The organism is Pseudoalteromonas sp. T1lg23B (genome assembly GCF_002964665.1).
In the GTDB taxonomy this organism is placed as follows: Bacteria; Pseudomonadota; Gammaproteobacteria; order Enterobacterales; family Alteromonadaceae; genus Pseudoalteromonas.
In genome coordinates this window covers 1,041,044-1,064,711 of record NZ_PQBZ01000034.1, presented here as the reverse complement: position 1 = coordinate 1,064,711, position 23,668 = coordinate 1,041,044, and the positions used below count along the sequence as shown (strand labels likewise).

The window sequence follows — 23,668 nt, the reverse complement described above, 5'->3', positions numbered from 1 at the left end:
GGTCGTTAATTTTTCAATAGATTATCTAGTTAGGCGCTGATTAGCAATGTTTAAGGGGTAGAGTATGGCGCAGTTTTTTCGTGCTAAGACATCATCAGCTAAAGGCAAAACGATAGAACTTGCCATTGAGTCGATGGATCACCAAGGGCGCGGAGTGGCCAAGCATCAGGGGAAAGTATGCTTTGTTGACGGTGCTTTGAGCGGTGAGCGTGTGAAAGCACAGATTCAACAAGATAAGTCCAAGCTAATCATTGCTAAAATGGTTAAGTTACAGCAAAGCAGTGAACATCGGGTCAGTGCTTTTTGCGACTATTATAATGATTGTGGCGGGTGTCAGTTACAGCATTTGGCACATAAAGAGCAGCTCATTGTTAAACAGCAAGCGCTTAATAAGCTCTTTGCTAAATTCGCTAAAACCGAACAGTTGCCATGGCAGGAGAGTATCGAGAGTGAGCCAACTCATTATCGCAGAGCGGCGCGCCTAGCCTGCTTTTATGACAAGCAGAGTCAACGGTTGAAAGTGGGGTTTCGCAGTGCCAAGAGCAAGCATATCGTAGATATCAAAAGGTGCGATGTTTTATCAACACCGTTTGCTAGCAGCCTCGAGAAGTTAAGTGTCGCATTAAATAGTCATAAAGCGTTTGCCAGCGTCACTCATGTGCAACTATGTGATGCTGATAATGGTCAGTACTTGCTGCTGCGACACACTAAGCAGATTAATGAGCAAAGCAAAGAGATGCTCGCGGCGGCTTTTGCTGCACAAAATTGGCGATTGCTTTGGGATGATGGCAAACAAGCCATCAATTATGAGGTGTTGCCAAACTATCGTGTGGCCGATTTAACCTTTGAATTTAAACTAAGTAACTTTATTCAAGTGAACAGGGCTGTGAATGAAAAAATGTTACTTCAGGCTCAAACATGGTTGGCACTAAAGGAAGATGATCAGGTCCTTGACTTATTTTGTGGTATTGGAAACTTTTCGTTATTGATGGCAAAACGAGCAAATAAGGTGATTGGTGTCGAAGGCTCGGAGTCTTCGGTTGCAATGGCTAAACAAAATGCGCACACTAACCAAATCAGCAATGTGCAATTTTTTTGTTCTGACTTAACGGCGTCTTTGGCTGGCACTCAGTGGTTTTCTGATTCATTGAATGTTTTGCTTCTTGATCCATCGCGAACAGGGGCGTATGAAATCTTACAGCAGATGCCACTGCAACAATTTGCAAAGGTCCTGTATGTTTCGTGTGATCCTGTAACTTTAGCCCGTGACAGTGCATTGTTGCTTCAAGCTGGTTTTGAAATACACAAAGTTGGCCTTATGAATATGTTCCCTCATACAGGACATATTGAAACTATGGCGTTGTTCCAAAGGAGGTAATAGGAATGGTTGCAACTCGCCAATCGCATCAGCAGCAGCTTCCCGCTGACTTTTCAGCGCGGCTCTCATTATTAGCATTGTCGGATGAGAAATTGACGCGTCTACAGCAAGCACATGGTTTGTGCCCAGCAGAACCTGCCCCCGAAATGCTCAATAATGCCATTGAAATGGTGGAGATACTGGCAGATCTAAACCTTGATGCTGAGTCTTTGGCAACCGCCTATCTAACCCCATATTATCTCAACGATTTGATCGATATAGATAAAGTTAAAAGTGAACTGGGAGATAATATCGCGCTGCTACTGAGCGGTGTTGAGCAAATGGCCACTATTAGTACGTTAGCCCACCAAGGTAAGGGCAATGTGCAAATCGATAATATTCGTCGCATGTTATTGGCCATGGTGGAGGATGTTCGAGCGGTTGTGATTAAACTTGCTGAACAGATCTGTCATTTGAGAGCCGTTAAAAATGCGGATGAGGACGAACGGGTTATTGCAGCCAAAGCCACGGCTAATATTTTTGCCCCCTTGGCAAATCGCCTCGGAATTGGTCAATTGAAGTGGGAACTAGAAGATCTATCATTTCGCTATTTGCACCCAGAAATGTATAAAAAAATAGCGAAGCAGCTTGCTGACAAGCGCCTTGACCGTGAAGCTTATATGGAAAATATGGTTGCATTGGTGAGTGATAAGCTGAGTGCCGCGGGGATCAATGCACAGGTATATGGGCGTCCCAAGCACATTTACTCCATCTACAAAAAGATGTCGCAAAAAAACTACGAGTTTGATCAGTTATTTGATATTCGCGCCATGCGTATTGTTGTGGACGAAATTCAGGACTGTTATGCCGCGCTTGGCATAGTGCATACCAGCTGGCGACATTTACCAAAAGAGTTCGATGATTATGTCGCAACACCGAAGCAAAATGGCTACCAGTCCATTCACACTGTGGTTTTTGGTCCCGAAGGAAAAACGGTTGAGATACAAATCCGAACCGAAGAAATGCATCAAGATGCCGAGTTAGGGGTCGCTGCACATTGGATGTATAAAGAAGGCGCGTTACCGGGACGGGGTTCAGGGTATGAACAAAAAATCAGCTGGCTGCGTAAACTCTTGCAGTGGCAAGAAGAAGTCGTTGATGGTAGCGATCTGGCTGATGAATTGAAAAACCAGGTGGTTGAAGACCGTGTGTATGTGTTTACACCGAAAGGGGATATATTCGACTTACCCTTGGGAGCCACGCCGCTAGATTTTGCGTACTATATTCATTCTAACGTCGGTCATCGCTGTGTGGGCGCAAAGGTATTTGGCAAGATAGTGCCGTTTACTTATAAGTTGTCAACAGGTGATCAAGTTGAAATCTTAACGCAGAAGAACGCCTCGCCAAGTCGAGATTGGTTGAACCCATCACTGGGTTATATCCACTCATCCCGAGCAAGAAGCAAAATCCATCATTGGTTCAAACAACAAGATAGGGATAAAAATTTACAGGCTGGTAAGGATATATTGGATGCCCAGCTTGCTAAGCTCGATTTAACCTATAAGCAACTTGAGCCAGCGATTGAACGTTTTAACTTCAAAGAAATTGACGACTTGATGGTGGCGATTGGCGCGGGCGATATTCGTCTGAATCAGTTCTTGAATTATGTACAAGACAAGCCCGAAGAACTACCCAAGCTAAAAATTGGTACGCCACGCAAAAAGCGCGGAGACAAGAACGGTATTGTGGTGGACGGCGTGGGTAGTTTAATGAGCCATGTTGCTAAGTGTTGTCAGCCTGTACCAGGGGATGAAATCGTTGGGTATATCACTCAAGGTCGAGGCATAGCGGTGCATAGAACGGACTGTGACGCTTTCGCACACATCTGCGAGCTTCATCCTGAGCGTGAGATTGCCGTAAGTTGGTCGGATGAAATCCAGTCAGCTTATGCGATTACCGTGCGTATAGAAGCTCATGACAGACAAGGCTTGATCCGTGATATCAGCTCGGTACTTGCGAATGAAAAAGTGAATGTCCTAAGCATGAATGTACAAACGAATGATGAAAGGGCTGTGGCAATTTTCGAAATGAAAATAGAAATCTCTGATTTGTCAGCAATGAATCGTTTGTTGACCAAATTACACCAGATTGAAGGTGTGTTTGAAGCAAAAAGGCAGCATTAGCAACAGTAAGTACTTACATTTGTTTAGGTTTTAGAGCACTTGGTAGCAATGTCTGTGCTTCTAGGCTCAGTTTAATTGGGAAGTATGCATTCAAACGAAGAGCACTGTCGTTGTATGCATACTCATCGATTAATCATCACCCGAGCAGCAGGATGACCCTTGTTGGATGGGCGGGCATTTTACAGTCCCATATGAGCAATATACACAACAGTCACCATACAATGGTGTAAGTATTGTTTTGCAAGATTCACATTCATAGAACCATTGGCAAGCATTTGTGGGCATTTGCTCTGTTTTTGAATGTCCACACTCGGGACAGGTGATAGTTGAATTCAATTCTATATGTGGCATGTAGGCTTCCTCGCAGGTTTTACAATGTCTAACACTGAGATGCTAATCATTAACGTTATTCCAAAATAAAACAGATAATTGCTCCAACCATATTGCCACAGTGGATACAGGGTTAATAATACCGCTATTGGACCAAGCACACTCACTAAGCCTCGAGTAGTATTTTTATGTTTGAACCAGTTGTACAAATTTGCAAGCAAAGCAATGCTGGCGAACAAAGGAAGCAAAGTATTCACTGCAATTGCTTCAAAATGTGAAAGAAACCCCAGTCCCAAAGCGGACGAGAGTGAACCTAAAGCCGGAAAGCATGCAGTGCAACTTAACGCAGCGAACCATACTCCACCAGAACCTATTTTTTCGACGATTTTACTAACCATAAACAAACCCTATTACTAAACTCAGAAGTCAGCATAAGGTCCGTACTATAGTACTGTGTCAATCTTTACTGAGTGAATTTATAATCGGGCAGACATCTGAATTTTGGTTGGTTTGGCACGTATCTGTAAGGTCGCTGATCACTGTTTCTAGTTTTTTTAAATCATTAATTTTTTGTCTAATGAGTGCTAACTTTTGTAATCCAATAGATTCCACTTCTTTGCAGTTATGACTTAAGTTTAACAGCGACAAAATCTCGCTTAACGTAAAACCTAATGTCTTTGCTCTAAGTATGAACTTTAATCGCTTAATTGTGTTCCTACTGTAAACTCTATAGCCATTGGCGGGTTTTATTGGTTGTTCAATAAGACCTTTTCGTTCATAAAACCGTATGGTTTCCACACTGATACCAAGCTCCTTAGCAACAACTCCAATTGTTTTCATTGTTAACTCCAATTTCTAGCACGAGCAAACGAACTGACAAGATTGTGTAATTTAATTTATAGATAAGCAAAGAAACAAGTTAAACTGGGGCGCATAGTTATAATATTTTTGCCCAGATGTGAAAAATGACCATGTTGAGTGACAAACCTGCAATAGAACAACTTCGTTGGATTATGTCTCGTCTACGAGACCCTGAAACAGGGTGTCCTTGGGACATAAAACAGACTTTTTCATCCATTTCACCTCATACAATCGAAGAAGCGTATGAAGTAGCCGATGCCATAGAAAGCAACGATATGATGGCACTAAAGGATGAACTGGGGGACTTATTATTCCAAGTTGTGTTCTATGCACAAATGGCCAAAGAGCAAGGTGAATTTGATTTTGAAGATATTGTGGTTGGCTTGAATGAAAAACTGATGCGCCGCCACCCTCATGTATTTGCTAAGCAAGAATCGTTAACGGACGAACAGCTTGAGGTGCAGTGGCAGGCAATAAAAGCGCAAGAACGCTTACAAAAGGACAATGCTAAACAGGCCCAACCGCTTTGGCATGATATTCCTAAAATGCTGCCGGCATTGTCACGTGCCCAAAAAATCCAAAAGCGCGCTTCTGCGTTAGGATTTGATTGGCCTGATTATCATGGCGCTCTTGATAAAGTGGCGGAGGAAGTGCAAGAAGTCTCTGAAGCATTGTCAGTTGATCCATACTCAGCGCATAGTGCTGAAGAGTTGGGTGATCTGTTGTTTGCTACGGTGAATGTAGCGCGTCATGCAAAGCATGATCCTGAGCAAATTCTGCGATTGGCATGTGATAAATTTGTGCGTCGCTTTGAGCGGGTTGAGTATACACTTCGTCAGCAAGGGCTCAGTTTAGACAGTGCGACGTTAGAAGAAATGGACCTAGCGTGGGAGCAAGTTAAAAAACAACAACGTAGCTGAACAAGTACAGGGTGACGTAAATATTTAGCTGGATTGATTTATGGCTCTTTGCTATACTATCGCCCCGTCTTGATTCTTATTTAAATTCCATTTTTCCTGATATTCTAGGGTTCGCATGAGTACAAAATTTATCTTCGTAACGGGCGGAGTTGTTTCCTCCTTGGGTAAAGGTATTGCAGCTGCATCTTTAGCCGCTATTTTAGAAGCACGTGGCTTGAATGTAACTATTCTTAAGCTGGATCCTTATATCAATGTTGATCCGGGCACCATGAGTCCAATTCAACACGGTGAGGTGTTTGTAACCGAAGACGGCGCAGAGACTGACTTAGATTTAGGTCACTATGAACGCTTCATTCGCACCAAAATGACAAGTCGTAACAATTTCACGCAAGGCCGTGTTTTTGAAGATGTATTACGTCGTGAACGTAAAGGCGAATACCTAGGTGCAACCATTCAGGTTATTCCTCATATCACAAATGATATCAAACGTCGTGTGCTTGAAGGCGCTGACGGTTATGATATTGCAATTGTTGAAGTCGGCGGAACGGTTGGTGATATTGAGTCACAACCTTTCCTTGAAGCGCTTCGTCAGTTGGGCACAGAACTAGGTCGTGAACACGCGCTGTTCATGCACTTAACACTGGTTCCTTTCCTTGGCACTGCGGGTGAGGTTAAAACTAAACCAACACAGCACTCGGTTAAAGAACTACGTTCTATCGGTATTCAGCCTGACATTCTTGTTTGTCGTTCAAGCTGTAAATTGCCTGCTAATGAGCGCGCCAAAATTGCACTATTCACTAATGTGGAAGAAAAGGCGGTTATTTCACTTCCTGACGTAGATAGCATTTATAAAATTCCTGCGTTGCTTAAATCTCAGGATTTAGACAACTTGGTTTGTCGTCGTTTCTATTTAGATGTGCCAGAAGCAGACCTTTCTGAGTGGGAGCAAGTATTGTATCAAGAGTCGAACCCAACGGGGGAAGTGACAATTGGTATGGTGGGCAAATACACTGAACTACCAGATGCTTACAAGTCGGTAAACGAAGCCTTGAAACATGCGGGTCTTAAAAACCGTTTAACGGTAAACATTGAATATGTTGATTCGCAAGATATTGAAAGTAAAGGTGTTCAGAGGCTTGCACATTTAGATGCTATCTTGGTACCTGGTGGTTTTGGTCACCGCGGTGTTGAGGGTAAAATCCTCGCTGCAAAATATGCGCGTGAAAACAAAATTCCGTATCTTGGCATTTGTTTGGGAATGCAAGTTGCGCTGATTGAGTATGCGCGTAACGTAGCAGGCCTTGAAGGCGCAAACTCTACTGAGTTTGATTCTAAATCTGCACACCCAGTTGTTGGCTTGATCACCGAATGGTTAGATGCTGAAGGTAACGTTGAAGTACGTGATGAAGAGTCAGACTTAGGCGGAACGATGCGTCTAGGTGCACAGAAATGTCATCTTAAGAAAGGCTCAAAAGTTCACGAAGTGTATGGTAATGATGAAATAGTTGAACGTCACCGTCATCGTTATGAAGTTAATAACCACTATGTAGAACGTCTTGAAAAGGCTGGCTTGCAGTTTACAGGGCTGTCTGAAGATAAAAAGCTGGTGGAGATCATTGAAAATAAAGATCACCCTTGGTTTATCGCAGCCCAGTTCCACCCAGAGTTTACATCAACTCCGCGTGATGGACACCCATTGTTCGAAGGTTTTGTTGCGGCGGCATACAGCCACCAAAAAGCAGAATCTTAATATATTTAAAGCCGTGCTTATGCACGGCTTTTTTATGTCACAGTAAGTGTTGTTTTGAGTTTAAAATATAAGTTCAAACCAGTGCTTATTTTATAAGTTATATACATATTACACTCACCACTTTGGGAATAAGAGGAATCAAGATGTCAAAAATCGTAAAAGTGATTGGCCGTGAAGTTATGGACTCACGTGGTAACCCGACGGTTGAAGCTGATGTTCACTTAGCTTCAGGCGCATGGGGTCGTGCCTGTGCACCATCAGGTGCATCAACGGGTACTCGTGAAGCACTAGAGCTACGCGATGGTGACAAAGCACGTTACTTAGGCAAAGGTGTTTTAACCGCTGTTAACTACATTAATGTAGACATCGCTCAGGCGCTAGAAGGTAAAGATGCGTTAGAACAGCGCGTGATTGACCAAATCATGATCGATTTAGATGGCACTGAGAACAAAGAAAAATTAGGTGCAAATGCGATTTTGGCGGTATCTCTTGCCAATGCTAAAGCTGCAGCGCAAGAGAAAGGCGTTGCTTTATACGAGCATATTGCTGATATCAATGGTACTTCTGGCCAGTACTCCATGCCTGTACCTATGATGAATATCATCAACGGTGGTGAACACGCAGATAATAACGTCGATATTCAAGAATTTATGATCCAACCTGTTGGCGCAAAGAGCTTCCGTGAAGCACTGCGCATGGGTGCTGAGATTTTCCATAGCTTGAAAAAAGTATTGAACGCACGTGGTCTGAATACCGCTGTGGGCGATGAAGGTGGTTTTGCACCTGATCTAAAATCTAACGAAGAAGCGCTTGAAGTGATAGCGCAAGCCGTGAGTGATGCAGGTTACGAACTAAACAAAGATATCACATTGGCATTAGACTGTGCTGCATCTGAGTTCTATGTTGATGGTAAATATGACCTTAAAGGCGAAGGCAAAGCGTTTGATTCAGCAGGTTTTGCTGATTTCTTAGCAGATCTCGCTGCGCGTTATCCTATCGTATCAATCGAAGATGGCTTAGATGAAAGCGATTGGGCTGGCTGGAAAGTACTGACTGATAAAATCGGTAGTAAAGTTCAGCTTGTAGGCGATGACTTATTCGTAACAAATACTAAAATCTTAAAGCGTGGTATTGATGAGAACATTGGTAACTCAATCTTAATCAAGTTTAACCAGATTGGCTCGCTTTCAGAAACTCTTGATGCAATCAAGATGGCACACGATGCAGGCTTCACTGCCGTTATTTCACACCGCTCTGGTGAAACTGAAGACGCAACGATTGCGGATCTTGCAGTAGGTACAGCGGCAGGCCAAATCAAGACTGGTTCGCTTTGTCGTTCAGACCGTGTAGCGAAATACAACCAGCTACTTCGTATCGAAGAAGCACTAGGTGAAAAAGCCGTATACAAAGGTCGCTCAGAGATCAAAGGTCAGTAATCAAGATATTGGTTATTGACTTGAAAGATGCCGCTACGTAAAAAGTAGCGGCATTTTTTTATGCTTTAAATTGGTCATACAAAATACCTTGTGTGAAATTGGTTTTTAAATAAAACCCTCGCGGTAACGTTTTTATGAGCTTGCCATTCGGCCCGATGGCATCCGTTGTTACACGGCTATTAGCGGCCTTGGGTCTTATTTGCATCACTTGCCCCAAATGGCCAGATATCTCTTCAACTCTGCCAAGTGCTATCAGTTCTATTTGCTCTTCCCAGTCTCGTTTTAACAGCGCATTTTGTATCTCTGTCGGTTGCCATAAAAAGCCATGCCCCACGGTTCGATTTACCGGCTGTATGTCTCGTTGGGCGAGTACTGGTAGCCACAACACATGATTGAGCTTTTTTCTGACAGTACTGTCTTCCCAAGTTGCTCCCGTAAGTCCTGTTAAAGGCACTACTGAGACATACGTGGTTTCAAGGGGTTTGCCTTGGTAGTCGATAGGAAGTGATTTTAGCTCAATGCCTAAGTGCTCAAAGTCCGGAACGGGTTTGGATCCAGCACTGGCTCCAAGTACATATTCAAGAAGCTGCCCTGGCCAACCTTTTTCGCGCAGCAGGTGCTCTGGGCTTTTGAACTGGTATTGTTCAGCCAACTCACCCAATGTGAGTCCAGCTATCGCATCAACACGCTGCATAAGTTGTGTAATGGACTCTGGTGGCTGTGGTTTGTACATGATGAGCAACTTGTGAAGATGATAATGGCTATTATTGTAACCAAAGAGCGCTTAATAAAGAAATGTTGATAAAGTAAGTGGCTGATTTTTGAACTGTCTTTATTTTGGCTATTTATTCCCCGCATAAATATCCAGTGCTTTCTTTTAGCCTATTGAAAGTAAATGGTTTTTTATTTTTCATTTACAAAGCTCAACCTGTTAGAGATGACAGGTTTTGGATAAATACAACAATATGAACACAATTATCCACAGTTTCTGTGGAGAAAGTACTGTATAAATCACTTAATTGTGGATTTGTTTGTTAATTAAGCATACTTATGAAGTTTTATGTACAACCTGTGAGTAACTTGAGTAAAAGCAGGAATAATATTTGCTGTGTGTGAGAAGTTGTGGAACAATCATTAAAAATCGACTTATAAAAGAGGCACTAAGGTGATTGATGCCGAAGGTTTTCGTGCCAATGTCGGAATTGTTATCTGTAATAACCAAGGGCAAGTATTTTGGGCTCGGCGTTTTGGTCAACATTCGTGGCAGTTTCCCCAAGGTGGTGTGGATGAGGGGGAGACCCCAGAACAAACCATGTATCGTGAACTGCATGAGGAAGTTGGCTTAAAACCTGAGGATGTGGAGATAGTAGCTAGTTCAAAACACTGGTTACGTTACAAACTACCAAAACGTTTGATCCGCAGAGATTCAAGTCCGGTTTGTATTGGCCAGAAGCAAAAATGGTTTTTACTTAAACTTAGGTGTAAAGATGAAGATGTAGATTTGCTACATACGCATCACCCTGAGTTTGATGATTGGCGCTGGGTAAGTTATTGGTATCCAGTTAGGCAAGTTGTTTCTTTTAAAAGAGATGTGTATCGGCGAGTGATGAAAGAATTTGCGCCATTTGCGATGCCATTCAATAAAAAAGAACAGCAAGGCCGAGATACCAATTGGCGACAACGCCGATAAAGGAGTGAACAGTGTTAGCAACGTTGCGGTCGATAGTGGAGTCGGTTTCACAGCAAGCCAATTTAGAGGATGCGCTGACGCAATTTGTTACCTTGGTCAAAGAGGCCATGAACACAGAATGTTGCTCAATTTATTTCGCTGATTACACACAAGATAACTTTGTTTTAATGGCCAGCGATGGTTTGAATCCACAAGCCATCGGTCAATTTCGTATCGGTTTTACAGAAGGATTAGTTGGCTTAGTTGCCCAACGTGAAGAACCAATAAACATAGCCCACGCCCAATCTCACCCGCGGTTTAAATTATCTCCAGAAGTAAATGAAGAAGGGTATAACGCCTTTTTATCTGTGCCCGTTGTGCATCAGCGCAAAGTACTTGGGGTTATTGTGGTTCAGCAGAAAATGGCGCGTGTTTTTAGTCATGATGAAGAATCATTTTTAATTACTTTGTCAGCTCAGTTGGCATCTCAGTTGGCACATGCTGAGATACAAACGATATTCGCGCAAGAAGCAACTGCCCACCAAACCTCAGTACTTAAGGGGGTTTCGAGTGCGCCTGGTATTGCGATTGGTGAAGGTTATGTGGTTCTGCCAAAGTTAGACTTTGATAGTATTGAACCGCAAAAGGCTGAGCATACGGAGCAGCAGAGACAGCTATTTTTGCAGGCTGTTGCCGCGACACGTCAAGAGTTTCATATTCTAGCCAACACGCTCAGTGACAGTATTCCAAAAGAAGCGTTGGCGGTTTTTGAAGTTTATCAGCAGTTGTTAGATGCTCAGAGTCTGGGACAGCAGGTAGATGCGCAGCTAAATTTAGGCTGGAATGCCAAGAGTGCGCTCAAGCATGTTATTGAGAGTTTGGTACATCAGTTTAATGAGATGAAAGACCCTTACATTAAAGAGCGTGCGGTAGATGTCAAAGACATCGGTTTGCGTGTGCTTCACCATCTGGTTAGTACAGAACATGCGGTTAAATCCTACCCAGATAATACTATCTTGGTCACTCATACACTCACACCGAGTATGCTTGCTGAGGTGCCCAAAGAAAAGTTAAAGGGAGTGGTGAGCGTACATGGTGCAGCTAACTCTCATGCCTCTATTTTGACCAGAGCGATGGGGATCCCTGCAATTTGGGGCATAGAGGACATACCGTTACTCCAGTTAGAGGGTAAGGAAATGATTTTGGATGCTTATGCAGGGCGAGTTTATATTTCACCCTCTCAAGCGTTGCGCCATGAATACGAGCAGATGCGTCATCAAGAAAGTTTATTGCATGACAAGTTTGAAGCTGAACATGCCTTGCCTCCAGTGACTCTCGATGGTGAGCGTATTAGTTTACTGCTCAATGCAGGTTTAGACTTAAGTACCGAATCATTGACAGCAAAATACTGTGATGGGGTAGGGCTTTATCGCACTGAAGCTTGGTTTATGCAAAAGGGTCGGTTTCCATCACAAAGTGAGCAGGAAGTCTGGTATCGAGAGGTGTTGACTCGGTATCACCCCGAACCTGTGGTAATGCGTACGCTAGACATCGGCGGCGATAAGGTACTAGATTACTTTGATATTAAAGAAGAAAATCCGTTTCTTGGTTGGCGTGGAATACGCGTTTCACTGGACCACCCAGAACTATTTCTAGACCAATTAAAGGCCATGATTAAGGCTAATACCGGTCTGGGTAACTTACGCATTATGTTGCCTATGGTGAGCCATACCGAAGAAGTCGATGAAACACTTGCCTTGCTTGAGCAGGCGTACTTTGAGCTACAAGAAGAGTGGGCTGATCAATTCTTATTGATTGACAAGCCAGAAATAGGTGTGATGTTGGAAGTACCGTCCAGTGTATTTTTACTGCCTGAATGGTCCAAAAAAGTTGATTTTTGCTCAGTGGGCAGTAATGACCTTACTCAATACTTGTTAGCGGTAGACAGAAACAATGCACAGGTAGCTGATTTGTTCGACCCTTATCATCCAAGCGTTTTACGCGTTTTAAATAGTATTGCCAAAAGCTGTCAGGAGTTTGAACTGCCCTTTAGTTTGTGTGGTGAACTGGGTGGTGAACCTGAAGGGGCAATTTTGTTGGTTGCTATGGGTTACAGACGATTGAGTATGAATATTTCTTCTTTGAGTAAAGTTAAGTGGGTGCTACGTCGATTGCATGTCAGCAGTATGGAATCACTTCTGCAGGAATGTTTAGCGCAATCTTCAGCTAAACAAGTCCACCGTCTATTGCGCAATTTTATGATTGAGCATAATTTCAGCGAACTATTTTATCAGTCCAAATAGAAAACCGTGCAAGGGTGCACTGTAACGGATAATGCGTTACCATAGCGCGCTCAAATAAATGAGAGATATAAGTATATGAGCGAAGCCATTTTGCTGGTAGTCAGCTGCGCATTGCTTGGGAGTTTTGTTGGTTTCCTCGCTGGGTTGCTCGGCATAGGTGGTGGTTTAGTCATTGTACCGGTTTTGTCTGGTATTTTGCGTTATTTTAATATTGTACCCGAGTCTCAAATTGTCTTGGTGGCAATTGCTACTTCACTGGCCTCAATTCTTTTTACGTCAACTTCCTCAGCGTTGGCGCACCATCGTAACAAAAATGTGCCGTGGCATATCGCGCCATATGTGATGGGAGGCGTTGCATTTGGTGCTTTAATTAGCGGCTTTTTAGCAGCGTTGCTACCAGAGCCTGTGATCAGAAGTATTTTTGCCGTGAGCGTGGTATTGATCGCCATCAAAATGCTATACAGTAGCTCAAAGAAAAGTGTTACACAGCGCGCCCTACCAAGTGGCCCCGTGCTGGGAGCCTTAACCTCTGTTATGGGCGGATTGTCAGCGATGATAGGCATTGGAGGGGGAGCTTTAATCGTGCCTTTACTGAGCTTTTTTTCCATGGATATGAGAAAAGCTATCGGTTGTGCTTCAGCTTGTGGCATTGTTATCGCCTTGTTCGGTTCACTGGGTTATATTACCGCAGGGAGTGCCCATTATACTTTTTCACAAGGTTTTGCTGGGTTCATCTATTTGCCAGCTTTGTTTGGTATAGTGCTCACTTCGTGGTTTATGGCACCTTTGGGAGCAAAGTCAACTCAGTTTTTACCTGTGTCGACCATAAAGAAAATTTTCGCAGCATTGCTACTAGTAATTGCTATTAATATGATCATTAGTTAAGGAAACGCGATGGCTTTGCAATTTCCACAAATAGACCCAATTATTTTTTCGATAGGTCCGCTCAGCGTACGTTGGTACGGTGTGATGTATTTAATTGGTTTTTTGTTTGCAATGTGGATGGCAAATAAACAGGCCGAAAAGCCAAACTCTGGGTGGAGCAAAGAACAAGTCAGCGATTTGTTGTTTTATAGTATGCTCGGGGTCATTTTAGGTGGGCGTATAGGTTACGTGCTGTTTTATCAGTTTTCATATTTTATTGAAAACCCAATCTACCTTCTGAGGATTGATCAAGGTGGAATGTCGTTTCACGGTGGGGCACTTGGCGTTATAACTGCCATTGTTGTATTTGCTTGGCGTACAAAAAAATCAATTTTGTCAGTAGGGGACTTTGTGGTCCCGCTTGTTCCTGTTGGTCTAATGGCAGGGCGAATTGGCAACTTTATCAATGGCGAACTTTGGGGACGTACGACGGATGTACCATGGGCATTTGTATTCCCAACAGGTGGTCCTTTACCAAGACACCCCTCACAGTTGTATGAAGCATTTTTTGAGGGATTAGTGTTATTTATAATGCTAATTTGGTTCGCGAAGAAGCCAAGACCAGCTGGAAGTATTGCTGGACTGTTTTTATTTGGCTATGGTGTGTTTCGTTTTGGTATCGAGTACTTCAGAGAACCAGACGCGCACATTGGATTATATGCAGGGATGATTTCACAAGGGCAGATATTGTCTTTGCCTATGGTGCTTGCTGGCGCCGCATTGATTGCATGGGCGTATAAAGCACAGCCCTCATTGAGTCACACTGAGAAGTAATTAAGACCGTTGCTATGAAACAATATTTAGAGTTAATGCGCTATGTCAAAGAACATGGCACTGTAAAACAAGACAGAACTGGCACTGGAACCATCAGTGTTTTTGGCTATCAAATGCGCTTTAATCTGCAAGAGGGTTTTCCTCTTGTGACGACCAAAAAGTGCCACCTTCGCTCTATCATCCACGAACTATTGTGGTTCTTGAAAGGTGAGACGAACATCGCGTATCTGCAAGACAATGGTGTGAAAATTTGGGATGAATGGGCCACTGATGAAGGTGAATTGGGTCCTGTTTATGGCAAGCAGTGGCGTTCATGGACGGGCGAAGATGGTCAAGTGGTTGACCAAATAAAAGAGCTGATCCAGCAAATTAAAACCAACCCAGATTCTCGCAGACTGATTGTGAGTGCTTGGAATCCGGCGTTATTGCCAGATACACAGTATTCTCCAAAAGAAAACGCCGCAATGGGTAAGCAAGCATTACCTCCTTGCCACACGTTATTTCAATTTTATGTGTTGGATGGCAAGCTGTCATGTCAACTTTATCAAAGAAGTGGTGATATTTTCTTGGGCGTGCCATTTAATATCGCCAGCTATGCTCTGCTGACTATGATGGTTGCACAAGTGTGTGGTTTGCAACCCGGAGATTTTATCCACACGTTTGGTGATGCTCACTTGTATTTGAATCACCTAGAACAGGTTGATGAGCAACTCTCACGGACGCCATATGCAAAGCCTACGATGAAGATTAACCCAGAGGTAAAAGATATATTTTCGTTTACCTATGAAGACTTTGAGCTTGAAGGGTATCAAGCTCATCCCCATATTAAAGCACCAGTTGCTATTTAGGAGATTTAATGAAAGTTGTTATTCCAGTTGCTGGCTTAGGCACTAGAATGCTACCTGCAACCAAAGCTATTCCAAAAGAAATGCTACCCATTGTAGATAAGCCGCTTATTCAATATGTTGTTAATGAAGCGGTGATGGCTGGTGTCAAAGAAATTGTTTTGGTTACGCATTCGAGTAAAAACTCAATTGAAAACCACTTTGACACCAGCTTTGAACTTGAAGCGATGTTAGAGAAACGTGTAAAGCGTCAGTTGCTTGAAGAAGTTCAGTCAATTTGTCCTGCAGACGTAACGATTATTCATGTACGTCAAGGCGAAGCTAAAGGGCTTGGTCATGCTATCAACTGTGCTGCTCCAATAATTGGTGATGCGCCATTTGTAGTTATGTTACCTGATGTATTAATTGATGAAGCGGCGAGTGATTTGTCTAAAGACAACTTAGCGCAAATGATCAAGCGTTTTCACGAAAATGGGCAAAGCCAAATTATGGTGGAGCCTGTGGCGCATAAAGACGTCGATAAATTCGGTATTGCAGATATCGGTGATAATAAGCTCAAAGCGGGTGAAAGTGCAGATTTAAATAGCTTGGTTGAGAAACCGCATGTTGACGAGGCTCCTTCGAATTTGGCTGTTGTAGGCCGATATGTGCTAAGTAAAAATATTTGGCCTTTACTGGCAAAGACGCCACTGGGTGCTGGTGGTGAAATTCAATTGACGGACGCTATTGCGATGTTGATGGAAAAGGAAAAGGTACAAGCATATGCGATGAAAGGTAAAAGCCATGATTGTGGCAGCAAACTTGGCTATTTACAGGCAAATGTTGAATATGCATTGAGACGTAGTGAGTTCAGTAAAGAACTGAAAGCTCATATAAAAAGCATTCTTTAAAGCAGTCAGTAACGTTAACAAAAAAGGTGCCTAATGTGGCACCTTTTTTGTTTATAGACTCGTTTGTAGCGGCAAAGTATTGCCATACTAAATCTATCGCAGAAGCAGCCGATATAAACGTTAGGTCAGTAAACGTAACGCTTAGGAAATAGAAATAAGGTTTTTACGTTGCAGGATGCTTGATTGACTCGTTTAGGTATGCTTTTTGCATCGAACAATCATAGTTATTTACTTAGGTTAAACAATCATGCGGTTTTTACTACTTGCGCTATGTGTTGGCTTGATTGGGTGTCAAAGTCCCAATGACGTCAAAAAACAACATCCGTTGTATGTAACACCAGAAAAGAAGATGGCTGGCTATACTGTTCACCAGTATATTGGTGATTTAAGTGTGCAACTAAGCAACATATCAGGTGTGCGTAAACGTAATGCGAGAATCGCTGTGATGAGCTTTTTCAGGGCCGACGGTTTAGGGGAAAAACTAGCTAGTCAACAAGCTTCTGGTTTGAGCCAGCAGATTCAAGAAAGCTTGCTCACACAGTTTACTCAGTTGGGCTATCACACGGTAGAACACCGTTTAGAAAATCAACTTACTCTGCTGGCAAATGCCGATAGTATGATCAGTCGAAATATAGATAATCTACGTGAACGTCAGAACATTGACTTCGTTGTTGCAGGTACACTAACCCAGCAACAGCATGCATATATCGTAAATGCCAGACTCATAGACATGCAAAGTGGCCGAATTGTCTCTGCGGCAACAACAGAGATCCCCATCAATGTGATGTGGTCCGATGAAAAAGTACAGCAGCGCGATGGTTTGATCTATCGCAGTGAATATTGATGAGGAACATGCGATGAAGAATTTTTTGTATATTTTGCTACTACCCTTAAGTGTTGGCTGTGCGAACATGATGAGCAGTTGGGACACACCAACACAGCAAGTGACTGACGAAAGTGGGCAGCGCAGTGTGAAGGCTCCTAGCACATCAAAAGAAGCCTTTCAGTCTCGCAATGCAATACCTAACACTGCTAGCCAAATGGCTAATATGAGTCGTAAAAATATTAACCACTATGTGCGTGGAATAATGCAAGATATGGTTGAGAACTTGCAGTATGTTAATGCAAAAACGCCGCTGGCAGTCTCCAGTTTTGTTTACTTAGATGATAATTATGACCAAGCAACACTGCTTGGAAACCAGTTATCAGAAAGTTTTATGCACGAGCTGCATAAGTTTGGTGTTGCTGTGGTTGACTTTAAAACGACCGATTATATGCGAGTTACGCCAGATGGTGATTTTGTGTTTAGTCGAGATTATTTGGAGCTCAATGAAACACAGAACTTTCAGTATGTACTTGCTGGCACCTTAGTAAATCATCAAGGTGGTGTGTTGGTTAATGCTCGTATCGTGGGAATTAACAGTAAAGCTGTGGTTGGTTCTGCACAAGGCTTTATCCCACAATCTGTTGTAGATGCGCTGGGTAATAGCTATAGAACAGATGGTATTTTACTAAAGAAAGCCAGTAACTGAGGTGTAGCATGAAACAGCAAATTTACCTAGCGACTGCACTATTGCTAACGCTTAGCGGCTGTCAACTTTTGATCCCAACTAAGATATATATAGAAGATGAGCATACTGCGCCAAACCACTCTGTTAAAGGTCAAGCTAAGCAACAATCAACACAGGATGAAGATGTGCAGATAGACGAGTTCTCTGCACTACAAAATACACGCCGCTTTAACCCATCACAGCATCATTTACGTTTGGCTAATTATGTTGAACAAATGGCTCTCGACTTAGTAGATACTATGAATTCTGAGCAGGATATTAATATTGCAGTGACGTCATTTGTGGATTTTGATAATAATTTGCGCACAACAAACCAGTTGGGAAATCAGCTGGCTGAAACTTTTATCCATCAGTTACAGAAGTTTGGTTATGGGGTCGTAGACTTTAAAACTGCCAATTCTGTTTCTGTCACCTCCAGTGGCGATTTCTCCTTTTCCAGAGAAGTTAGAGCGCTGGCGAATAAACGTATTGCTAGTCATGTACTGTCCGGCACCATGATATATCGCAGTACGGGAGTGGAGGTGAATGCACGTGTGATTGATATAGACTCGAAGCAAGTGATTGCTACCAGCACTAAACTAGTGCCTAACTATGTGCTGCAAAGTGCTGATATTGTGTTATCTAGTGTGCATTGATTTTTTATTAAGTAGCTGACTTTTATAAAAAATTGTTGAAATTTATTGGGCCAAGAGGCTATACTTTTAAGCATTCTGGCCCCTTAGTTAAATGGATATAACAGTCCCCTCCTAAGGGATAGTTACAGGTTCGATTCCTGTAGGGGCCGCCAGTTCTTTTGTTCCTCATCTCATATCACTTTATACATAACGCCAGTTCCATATATGGCAAGCTCAATGTAATCATAGATTTTATACTTATCTTTTTCTATCAGGATGGGTATATGAACACAGACTTTATTATTAAAGCACTAGATCTAGAGCTATTTACACCATTGATGTCCCTAGATGAGCACGCACTAGCCGCGGTTGGTGCTAAGTGGGTTTCTGTAGATTCTAAACCAGGCTTCCCATGTCGTGTTTCTTTGGTCGAAGCGCAAATAGGGGAGCGAGTTATGCTTATACACTTTGTGCATCATGATTGTACTTCTCCCTATCGTTCTTCTGGCCCTATCTTTGTCAGAGAACGAGCAAAAGCAAGTAACTTATCGGTAAATGAAATTCCCGAAGTATTAAAGCTACGTTTGCTAGCACTGCGAGGGTATAGCCCTGACCATGACATGATGGCAGCCGAGATCGTAAAAGGGGAGCGGTTAAAGGAGGCTATACATCAGATATTCGCTAATCCAGAAATTGACTACGTTCAGATTCACAATGCAAGTGCTGGGTGTTATAGCTGTGTTGCATATCGAGCTTAAAACTTTAATGATTGAGCTAGTGGCGCGAAACTGCGCCACATCCAGTTAATGTGTCTAATTATCCAGAGTAAAGCTCTCTTCGCTTTTAACTTGCACTTGGACAATATCATTGAGTTGGACATTACTCAGTGGACGGGTGTTTAAGTTTACCGCCGTTGCATTTTGCATGTTCACATTGACTACTTTGAGTTGGTCTATCGTTTTTGTTGTGGAATTAATAATGGTGCCATTTCCCATCATTATGTCGCTACGGTGCATTATGGATAGCACTCTACCGGGTTCCAGCCCATGATCTTTCCCTAAGTTAATAACAACCTGATCATTATCTAAATAAAGAATTTTGCCTTTAGTGGGAATACATGACACCGCGGTATTCAGATCTTGGCTCACTTTATTAAAGACTTCCTGAATGCGCTGTCCATAGTGGGAGCGCCAAAACTTTTCACTATAGACATCTATCAACTCCGTTTTTTCGAATGGCCAAATCCCCTGAGTTGTATAGTGTTGAAACCATACTTTTTCAAAGGTCATGGCATCATAAAGCGCGAAATCAATCTTAAAGCTTCTGAGGTATTCGTCGTCTTGCCAGAATGCATAATCGTTATTAAGTTTATCCAGGCCCGCTACATCGGTGATCTGACTCAATAATACATACTGGCTGTTGCTATTCATTGCGATGGTTTCGACGAGCATATGATTGTAGTCAAACTGCTGCGAAAAGTACTCTCGTACATTAATAGCTGAGTTCAGGTAGGGGATAGGCTTTACCGCACTAGTGCGTTCGTTCAAAGTATTGAACAACCGTTGTGATGCGGATTTCGATATGTCAAATATTTGACCTAATCTAGCTTGATGAGGCTGAGTTAGCTGACTTTGTGTAATCGCGATTTGCTTATTAAACTGCTGTGCTAAGCATTTTCCTTTTGTAGCATAAATATCTAGATGTAAGGTGACGGTGTATTGGTCCTGTTCTTTACTTTCGCTGACTAGGTTAATCTGTTGAATCTCTCCGTGTGATTTCACTTTCAAATCGTCTTGACTTAGTACGCCGTCTGCTACGCTTTGTACACTAGTAACAGTGGCTCCAGAGAATATAAGTGCTTGTGTAATAGCATCTTTTACCGCTGCTTGACGCGCTTGAGACACATCGCGCCCTTGGGTGCTTGCGTAGCCAACAACCTCGTACCACTCAGCTTTGACACCCAAGCTCATCGCACATAGCGCGAATAAAGTGATTGCCTTCATCATAATATTGAACCTCGAAAGATTGATAGTTATCTAAAGCAATTCATGTACCATAATTTTTGGCAAGGATTGTGCATTGTGAATTTCATTATTTTGATGAGGTGAGCAAAGATGAACATCAGTAGAGCGATAAATCTAGCTAATTTTGTAATAACCGTAGGTTTACTATTTATTCTAACCAGTTGCAGTAGTGTTTTCGACAAGCACATTGAGTATGAGTACATTGAACCGGATCATTATCCTGTGTTGAAAGCTATTGGCTATGCCCCTTTGAGCACCCAGCCTGGAAAAAATGACACACAAAAAATGCTCATGGCGGTTAAGGTTTCAAAACTAGAAGCGTACCGCGAACTGACAGAGCAGGTTTATGGACAGAATATCTCATCGACCATGACGGTAAAAGGTGCAGTCGCACAAAATGATGGATTACAAAGTCAAGTTAACGGAGTGATTAGAGGTGCGAAGGTGGTAAAGAGTTACTCTGCTGGTGATACTTATGTAACAGAGCTTGAACTCGACATGAAGCGAGTTCATGATTTGTATATTACGCAGGTGAAGCCAAGAAAGATAAAAAGAGTGACATATTACTGATATGATCTGAGGCTCTGTATTGACTGCAGAGCCTAAAATATTAAGCCTTTAGGTTTTTAACCAGCTCGTCATTGCGTGAAACCACTGCGCCATCTTGGCTGTATGTGACTGAAGAAGGCACACCTATCAAAATATCTTTTAACTCTCTAACACTTAGATGCGCCAAATGAGCCGCATGAGCGTTCACTTCATTTTTGTGTTTGCATTCTTGTAGTAAAGCTTCAATTTTCGTTGTAACGTCTTTGGCTTCTTGCTGTTGAAACAAGCTACTGTCAAAGCCGGACAATTCTTTGTCTAATTTCTGAATAGTATTAAGTAGCAGCAGCTTCTCTTTGGCGAGTTCTTTCAGGCCATCGCCTTTTTTGGCTGCCAAAGTATTCAGCTCACTGTCTAACAACTGGGTCAGAGTAGTTAGATGAGTGAGCTGCTTTTCAAGCTTGTGTATACAAAGTGAGAGTTGATCATCCATACATGTCAAACTCGAATGCGGCAATATTCTTAGCCAGCTTTTGAGCGTCTATTTGATACTTGCCCTCGCTGATAGCTTTTTTAAGCTCAGCCACTTTTTCACTGTCAAATGCTGGCGCATCTTGCGCTTTGTCTTGCAGGTTTTTTAACTGCCTAGCTTGAGGTGTTAGGCTTACTGAATCAGATGCGGCTTTTTCAGGTGCCTTAGTTGGCGCACTGCTACTCGCATTTGCTTCATTTTTTTGCAACTCAGCTTTTTGTTGCTTAATATTGTTAAGCACGCTGTTAGATTGCGTTTGACCTTTTACGTTATTTACCATGATGGTGACCCAAAAATTACTTTCTTGTTTAGAATATCGGCTGCTACTTGTATAACTTTAGCAAAAATTTTAGATATTGACCTCAACAGAATCAACATCTTTTACCCTCGCTGAGAGTATTTTTCCAGACTTTTGATTTTTAACCTGAATTTGCTCACCAATATTGCCGTCTTGCATAGCGATCCCTGTGGTTTTTATGGTCAAGGTCGCTGTTTTGGCATAAATATTGACAATATCACCTTTACACACCATACAAATTTGGTGCATGCCGATGGGCATTCCTTCTCTCAATGTTCGCTTGCTTCGACTTCCAATCAATAAATTTTTATCGTCAATATACGAAGGTCGAACAAAATGCTTGGCTCGATATTCCAGTTTTAGATGCTCTTCGCTCAACAGCTCACCTTTGGAAATAACAGTATTACTCACAATGACTGGATATAGTTCTTCAACGCGTATGTGGACATACTGTGTCCAGCCAGATAAATCGTCACATTTAAGTTGTACAGTTACCTGCCGATTAAAAGGTGGCGACGCATTTGTTGATATATCAATTGGCTGCTCGCAGTAACGGGTTGGAAGTCTTGCATCCAAAGGAATGGCACTAATCTGAAGTTTACTGTCAGGCTTTATTGAAGTTAGGTCTTCAATATAGGTCCTAGCAACTTCTTCAAGCGCTTGATTGTTGTAATTTTGAGCATAAACTTCACAACTGAGTAGAATATATACCATTGTGGAAAAAAACCCGAAGGTTTTGGTTTTTTTTAACAAACTCATGATGTTTCGACTATGCTTATCATGTGAAAAAGGGTATAAAGATTTTGCGTTAATTGTGGCACCTCTTCAAGAGTTATCGTTCCTTTATTAGCGTCTGCAAGTATCGTTCCGTTAAGCAATGTTATAGGTAGGAGATTGAGATGGCAGGTATTTTAGACTCAGTAAACCAACGCACCCAGTTGGTTGGGCAAAACCGCCTAGAGTTGTTGCTTTTCAGGCTTAAGGGTCGACAACGTTTTGGCATCAACGTATTTAAAGTACGCGAGGTGCTTCAATGCCCGCCATTGACGAATATGCCTAAGTCAAATCCCTTTGTTAGAGGCGTTGCGCATATCAGGGGGCAGACCATCTCGGTGATTGATATGTCATTGGCTGTAGGTGGCCCACCTATCGAAGACATCTACAACTGCTTTATCATTATTGCTGAGTATAATAGGTCCGTTCAGGGCTTTTTGGTTGGCGCTGTAGAGCGTATCGTCAATATGAATTGGGAAAAGATCATGCCTCCACCATCTGGAGCTGGCCGTTACTCATATCTTACCGCTGTCACTGAAATCGAAAATGAACTAGTAGAAATATTGGACGTTGAAAAGATTCTCAATGAGATATGCCCAGTGAATACCGAAGTGAGCCAAGACATTGTGTCAGATGGTGAGATGCAAAAAGACTTGGGAGAGCGAATCGTTTTTATTGCCGATGACTCTGCTGTAGCTCGAAATCAGGTAAAGCGTGCGCTTGAGCCATTAGGTGTTCAAACAGAGCTTGCCAAAAATGGTAAAGAAGCCTTGCTGAGACTCAGAGAAATCGCTGAAGTAGATTGCCAGAATAATATTACCGAGCGGGTAGGTTTGCTTATTTCAGATGTGGAAATGCCTGAAATGGATGGCTATACCTTAACTGCAGAAATAAAAGCAGACCCAAAATTGGCACCCTTACATGTTATCTTACATACTTCCTTGAGTGGGGTATTTAATCAGGCCATGATCGAAAAGGTCGGTGCCGATGATTTTATCGCAAAGTTTAACCCGGATGAATTGGCAGCAGCCGTTAAAAAGTGGGTTCACTGTGACTAATGAATGGCG

General features: G+C 42.5%; 25 protein-coding genes and 1 tRNA gene. 18 read left to right on the top strand and 8 right to left on the bottom strand.

What is annotated here, in order from left to right; translation table 11 throughout:
- The first annotated feature begins 64 nt into the window (after nt 1-64).
- Both rlmD and relA read left to right on the top strand, forming a co-directional pair.
- Nucleotides 65-1,378: a 23S rRNA (uracil(1939)-C(5))-methyltransferase RlmD gene (rlmD, locus tag C2M32_RS13295; RefSeq protein WP_105168841.1), complete on the top strand. Its 1,314-nt coding sequence runs from the start codon at nt 65-67 to the stop codon at nt 1,376-1,378.
- Between the two features lie 5 nt (nt 1,379-1,383).
- The gene (gene relA, locus C2M32_RS13290) at nt 1,384-3,540 is read left to right on the top strand and encodes a GTP diphosphokinase (RefSeq protein WP_105168840.1); all 2,157 of its coding nucleotides are present in this window, start codon (nt 1,384-1,386) and stop codon (nt 3,538-3,540) included.
- A 129-nt stretch (nt 3,541-3,669) separates the two neighbouring features.
- On the opposite strand, the gene C2M32_RS20840 is transcribed toward relA, so the two are convergent.
- The 3 genes from C2M32_RS20840 to C2M32_RS13275 are packed head-to-tail and all read right to left on the bottom strand — an operon-like array spanning nt 3,670 to nt 4,710.
- Complete coding sequence (locus C2M32_RS20840; RefSeq protein ID WP_105168839.1) at nt 3,670-3,891, bottom strand: GDCCVxC domain-containing (seleno)protein; 222 nt, start codon at nt 3,889-3,891, stop codon at nt 3,670-3,672.
- A complete protein-coding gene (merC, locus tag C2M32_RS13280) occupies nt 3,879-4,268 on the bottom strand; it encodes an organomercurial transporter MerC (protein ID WP_105168838.1) in 390 nt (129 codons plus the stop codon). Before merC ends, C2M32_RS20840 begins: the two co-directional genes overlap by 13 nt.
- 58 nt (nt 4,269-4,326) lie before the next feature.
- Nucleotides 4,327-4,710 (bottom strand): MerR family transcriptional regulator, encoded by a 384-nt coding sequence (locus C2M32_RS13275; protein WP_105168837.1) that lies wholly within the window; start codon nt 4,708-4,710, stop codon nt 4,327-4,329.
- Between the two features lie 131 nt (nt 4,711-4,841).
- On the opposite strand from C2M32_RS13275, the gene mazG reads away from it, so the two are divergent.
- From mazG to eno, 3 genes are all read left to right on the top strand, one after another.
- The gene (gene mazG, locus C2M32_RS13270; protein WP_105169303.1) at nt 4,842-5,651 is read left to right on the top strand and encodes a nucleoside triphosphate pyrophosphohydrolase; all 810 of its coding nucleotides are present in this window, start codon (nt 4,842-4,844) and stop codon (nt 5,649-5,651) included.
- Between the two features lie 115 nt (nt 5,652-5,766).
- Complete coding sequence (locus tag C2M32_RS13265) at nt 5,767-7,401, top strand: CTP synthase (protein ID WP_105168836.1); 1,635 nt, start codon at nt 5,767-5,769, stop codon at nt 7,399-7,401.
- A gap of 143 nt (nt 7,402-7,544) precedes the next feature.
- On the top strand, nt 7,545-8,837 hold the full coding sequence (gene eno / locus C2M32_RS13260) for a phosphopyruvate hydratase (protein WP_105168835.1): 1,293 nt from the start codon (nt 7,545-7,547) through the stop codon (nt 8,835-8,837).
- A gap of 58 nt (nt 8,838-8,895) precedes the next feature.
- Here eno and mutH read toward each other — a convergent pair whose 3' ends face one another.
- Nucleotides 8,896-9,570, bottom strand: a complete 675-nt coding sequence (mutH, locus tag C2M32_RS13255) for a DNA mismatch repair endonuclease MutH (protein ID WP_105168834.1) — start codon at nt 9,568-9,570, stop codon at nt 8,896-8,898.
- 432 nt (nt 9,571-10,002) lie between these two features.
- On the opposite strand from mutH, the gene rppH reads away from it, so the two are divergent.
- The 11 genes from rppH (at nt 10,003) to C2M32_RS13200 (ending at nt 19,185) form a co-directional block, all read left to right on the top strand.
- Nucleotides 10,003-10,527 (top strand): RNA pyrophosphohydrolase, encoded by a 525-nt coding sequence (gene rppH / locus C2M32_RS13250; protein WP_105168833.1) that lies wholly within the window; start codon nt 10,003-10,005, stop codon nt 10,525-10,527.
- A gap of 11 nt (nt 10,528-10,538) precedes the next feature.
- Nucleotides 10,539-12,809, top strand: a complete 2,271-nt coding sequence (ptsP, locus tag C2M32_RS13245; RefSeq protein ID WP_105168832.1) for a phosphoenolpyruvate--protein phosphotransferase — start codon at nt 10,539-10,541, stop codon at nt 12,807-12,809.
- A 75-nt stretch (nt 12,810-12,884) separates the two neighbouring features.
- The gene (locus tag C2M32_RS13240; RefSeq protein ID WP_105168831.1) at nt 12,885-13,694 is read left to right on the top strand and encodes a sulfite exporter TauE/SafE family protein; all 810 of its coding nucleotides are present in this window, start codon (nt 12,885-12,887) and stop codon (nt 13,692-13,694) included.
- A gap of 9 nt (nt 13,695-13,703) precedes the next feature.
- Complete coding sequence (gene lgt / locus C2M32_RS13235) at nt 13,704-14,507, top strand: prolipoprotein diacylglyceryl transferase (protein WP_105168830.1); 804 nt, start codon at nt 13,704-13,706, stop codon at nt 14,505-14,507.
- Nucleotides 14,508-14,521: 14 nt separating this feature from the next.
- Entirely contained in the window at nt 14,522-15,355 is an 834-nt protein-coding gene (locus C2M32_RS13230; protein ID WP_105168829.1) for a thymidylate synthase, read from the top strand.
- 8 nt (nt 15,356-15,363) lie between these two features.
- Nucleotides 15,364-16,242 (top strand): UTP--glucose-1-phosphate uridylyltransferase GalU, encoded by an 879-nt coding sequence (gene galU / locus C2M32_RS13225; RefSeq protein WP_105168828.1) that lies wholly within the window; start codon nt 15,364-15,366, stop codon nt 16,240-16,242.
- 247 nt (nt 16,243-16,489) lie between these two features.
- Entirely contained in the window at nt 16,490-17,086 is a 597-nt protein-coding gene (locus C2M32_RS13220; protein ID WP_105168827.1) for a FlgO family outer membrane protein, read from the top strand.
- A gap of 13 nt (nt 17,087-17,099) precedes the next feature.
- Nucleotides 17,100-17,774, top strand: coding sequence for a FlgO family outer membrane protein (locus C2M32_RS13215; RefSeq protein ID WP_105168826.1), 675 nt, complete (start codon nt 17,100-17,102; stop codon nt 17,772-17,774).
- A gap of 8 nt (nt 17,775-17,782) precedes the next feature.
- Nucleotides 17,783-18,448 (top strand): FlgO family outer membrane protein, encoded by a 666-nt coding sequence (locus C2M32_RS13210; RefSeq protein ID WP_105168825.1) that lies wholly within the window; start codon nt 17,783-17,785, stop codon nt 18,446-18,448.
- 77 nt (nt 18,449-18,525) lie between these two features.
- Nucleotides 18,526-18,600: transfer RNA gene (locus tag C2M32_RS13205), tRNA-Arg, on the top strand.
- Between the two features lie 111 nt (nt 18,601-18,711).
- Nucleotides 18,712-19,185, top strand: a complete 474-nt coding sequence (locus tag C2M32_RS13200; protein ID WP_105168824.1) for a DUF1203 domain-containing protein — start codon at nt 18,712-18,714, stop codon at nt 19,183-19,185.
- Nucleotides 19,186-19,239: 54 nt separating this feature from the next.
- Here the strand turns inward: C2M32_RS13200 and C2M32_RS13195 are convergent, their stop codons facing one another.
- Entirely contained in the window at nt 19,240-20,433 is a 1,194-nt protein-coding gene (locus C2M32_RS13195) for a flagellar assembly protein T N-terminal domain-containing protein (RefSeq protein WP_105168823.1), read from the bottom strand.
- Between the two features lie 108 nt (nt 20,434-20,541).
- Between C2M32_RS13195 and C2M32_RS13190 the strand changes: the two genes are divergently transcribed.
- Entirely contained in the window at nt 20,542-21,021 is a 480-nt protein-coding gene (locus C2M32_RS13190) for an LPP20 family lipoprotein (protein ID WP_105168822.1), read from the top strand.
- Nucleotides 21,022-21,061: 40 nt separating this feature from the next.
- Here C2M32_RS13190 and flgN read toward each other — a convergent pair whose 3' ends face one another.
- The 3 genes from flgN to flgA all read right to left on the bottom strand — a co-directional run bounded on the left by flgN (nt 21,062) and on the right by flgA (nt 22,586).
- Nucleotides 21,062-21,490, bottom strand: coding sequence for a flagellar export chaperone FlgN (gene flgN, locus C2M32_RS13185; RefSeq protein WP_105168821.1), 429 nt, complete (start codon nt 21,488-21,490; stop codon nt 21,062-21,064).
- The gene (flgM, locus tag C2M32_RS13180) at nt 21,483-21,809 is read right to left on the bottom strand and encodes a flagellar biosynthesis anti-sigma factor FlgM (protein WP_105168820.1); all 327 of its coding nucleotides are present in this window, start codon (nt 21,807-21,809) and stop codon (nt 21,483-21,485) included. The genes flgN and flgM overlap by 8 nt, the downstream gene beginning before the upstream one ends.
- Nucleotides 21,810-21,878: 69 nt before the next feature.
- Nucleotides 21,879-22,586 carry a flagellar basal body P-ring formation chaperone FlgA gene (gene flgA, locus C2M32_RS13175; RefSeq protein WP_105168819.1) on the bottom strand — a complete coding sequence of 236 codons (708 nt, stop codon included), beginning with the start codon at nt 22,584-22,586 and terminating at the stop codon, nt 21,879-21,881.
- 140 nt (nt 22,587-22,726) lie between these two features.
- On the opposite strand from flgA, the gene C2M32_RS13170 reads away from it, so the two are divergent.
- Nucleotides 22,727-23,659: a chemotaxis protein CheV gene (locus C2M32_RS13170; protein ID WP_105168818.1), complete on the top strand. Its 933-nt coding sequence runs from the start codon at nt 22,727-22,729 to the stop codon at nt 23,657-23,659.
- Nucleotides 23,660-23,668 lie beyond the last annotated feature (9 nt).

Excerpts from the sequence above, each read along its gene's own strand:
- C2M32_RS13170 (WP_105168818.1), top strand. The coding sequence starts at position 22,727 with ATGGCAGGTATTTTAGACTCAGTAAACCAACGCACCCAGTTGGTTGGG.
- relA (WP_105168840.1), top strand. The coding sequence starts at position 1,384 with ATGGTTGCAACTCGCCAATCGCATCAGCAGCAGCTTCCCGCTGACTTT.
- C2M32_RS13215 (WP_105168826.1), top strand. The coding sequence starts at position 17,100 with ATGAAGAATTTTTTGTATATTTTGCTACTACCCTTAAGTGTTGGCTGT.
- lgt (WP_105168830.1), top strand. The coding sequence starts at position 13,704 with ATGGCTTTGCAATTTCCACAAATAGACCCAATTATTTTTTCGATAGGT.
- rlmD (WP_105168841.1), top strand. The coding sequence starts at position 65 with ATGGCGCAGTTTTTTCGTGCTAAGACATCATCAGCTAAAGGCAAAACG.
- C2M32_RS13230 (WP_105168829.1), top strand. The coding sequence starts at position 14,522 with ATGAAACAATATTTAGAGTTAATGCGCTATGTCAAAGAACATGGCACT.
- C2M32_RS13240 (WP_105168831.1), top strand. The coding sequence starts at position 12,885 with ATGAGCGAAGCCATTTTGCTGGTAGTCAGCTGCGCATTGCTTGGGAGT.
- eno (WP_105168835.1), top strand. The coding sequence starts at position 7,545 with ATGTCAAAAATCGTAAAAGTGATTGGCCGTGAAGTTATGGACTCACGT.
- C2M32_RS20840 (WP_105168839.1), bottom strand. The coding sequence starts at position 3,891 with ATGCCACATATAGAATTGAATTCAACTATCACCTGTCCCGAGTGTGGA.
- C2M32_RS13265 (WP_105168836.1), top strand. The coding sequence starts at position 5,767 with ATGAGTACAAAATTTATCTTCGTAACGGGCGGAGTTGTTTCCTCCTTG.
- merC (WP_105168838.1), bottom strand. The coding sequence starts at position 4,268 with ATGGTTAGTAAAATCGTCGAAAAAATAGGTTCTGGTGGAGTATGGTTC.
- C2M32_RS13210 (WP_105168825.1), top strand. The coding sequence starts at position 17,783 with ATGAAACAGCAAATTTACCTAGCGACTGCACTATTGCTAACGCTTAGC.
- mazG (WP_105169303.1), top strand. The coding sequence starts at position 4,842 with ATGTTGAGTGACAAACCTGCAATAGAACAACTTCGTTGGATTATGTCT.
- C2M32_RS13200 (WP_105168824.1), top strand. The coding sequence starts at position 18,712 with ATGAACACAGACTTTATTATTAAAGCACTAGATCTAGAGCTATTTACA.
- C2M32_RS13220 (WP_105168827.1), top strand. The coding sequence starts at position 16,490 with ATGCGGTTTTTACTACTTGCGCTATGTGTTGGCTTGATTGGGTGTCAA.
- C2M32_RS13275 (WP_105168837.1), bottom strand. The coding sequence starts at position 4,710 with ATGAAAACAATTGGAGTTGTTGCTAAGGAGCTTGGTATCAGTGTGGAA.
- flgA (WP_105168819.1), bottom strand. The coding sequence starts at position 22,586 with ATGAGTTTGTTAAAAAAAACCAAAACCTTCGGGTTTTTTTCCACAATG.
- galU (WP_105168828.1), top strand. The coding sequence starts at position 15,364 with ATGAAAGTTGTTATTCCAGTTGCTGGCTTAGGCACTAGAATGCTACCT.
- mutH (WP_105168834.1), bottom strand. The coding sequence starts at position 9,570 with ATGTACAAACCACAGCCACCAGAGTCCATTACACAACTTATGCAGCGT.
- flgM (WP_105168820.1), bottom strand. The coding sequence starts at position 21,809 with ATGGTAAATAACGTAAAAGGTCAAACGCAATCTAACAGCGTGCTTAAC.
- C2M32_RS13190 (WP_105168822.1), top strand. The coding sequence starts at position 20,542 with ATGAACATCAGTAGAGCGATAAATCTAGCTAATTTTGTAATAACCGTA.
- C2M32_RS13195 (WP_105168823.1), bottom strand. The coding sequence starts at position 20,433 with ATGATGAAGGCAATCACTTTATTCGCGCTATGTGCGATGAGCTTGGGT.
- flgN (WP_105168821.1), bottom strand. The coding sequence starts at position 21,490 with ATGGATGATCAACTCTCACTTTGTATACACAAGCTTGAAAAGCAGCTC.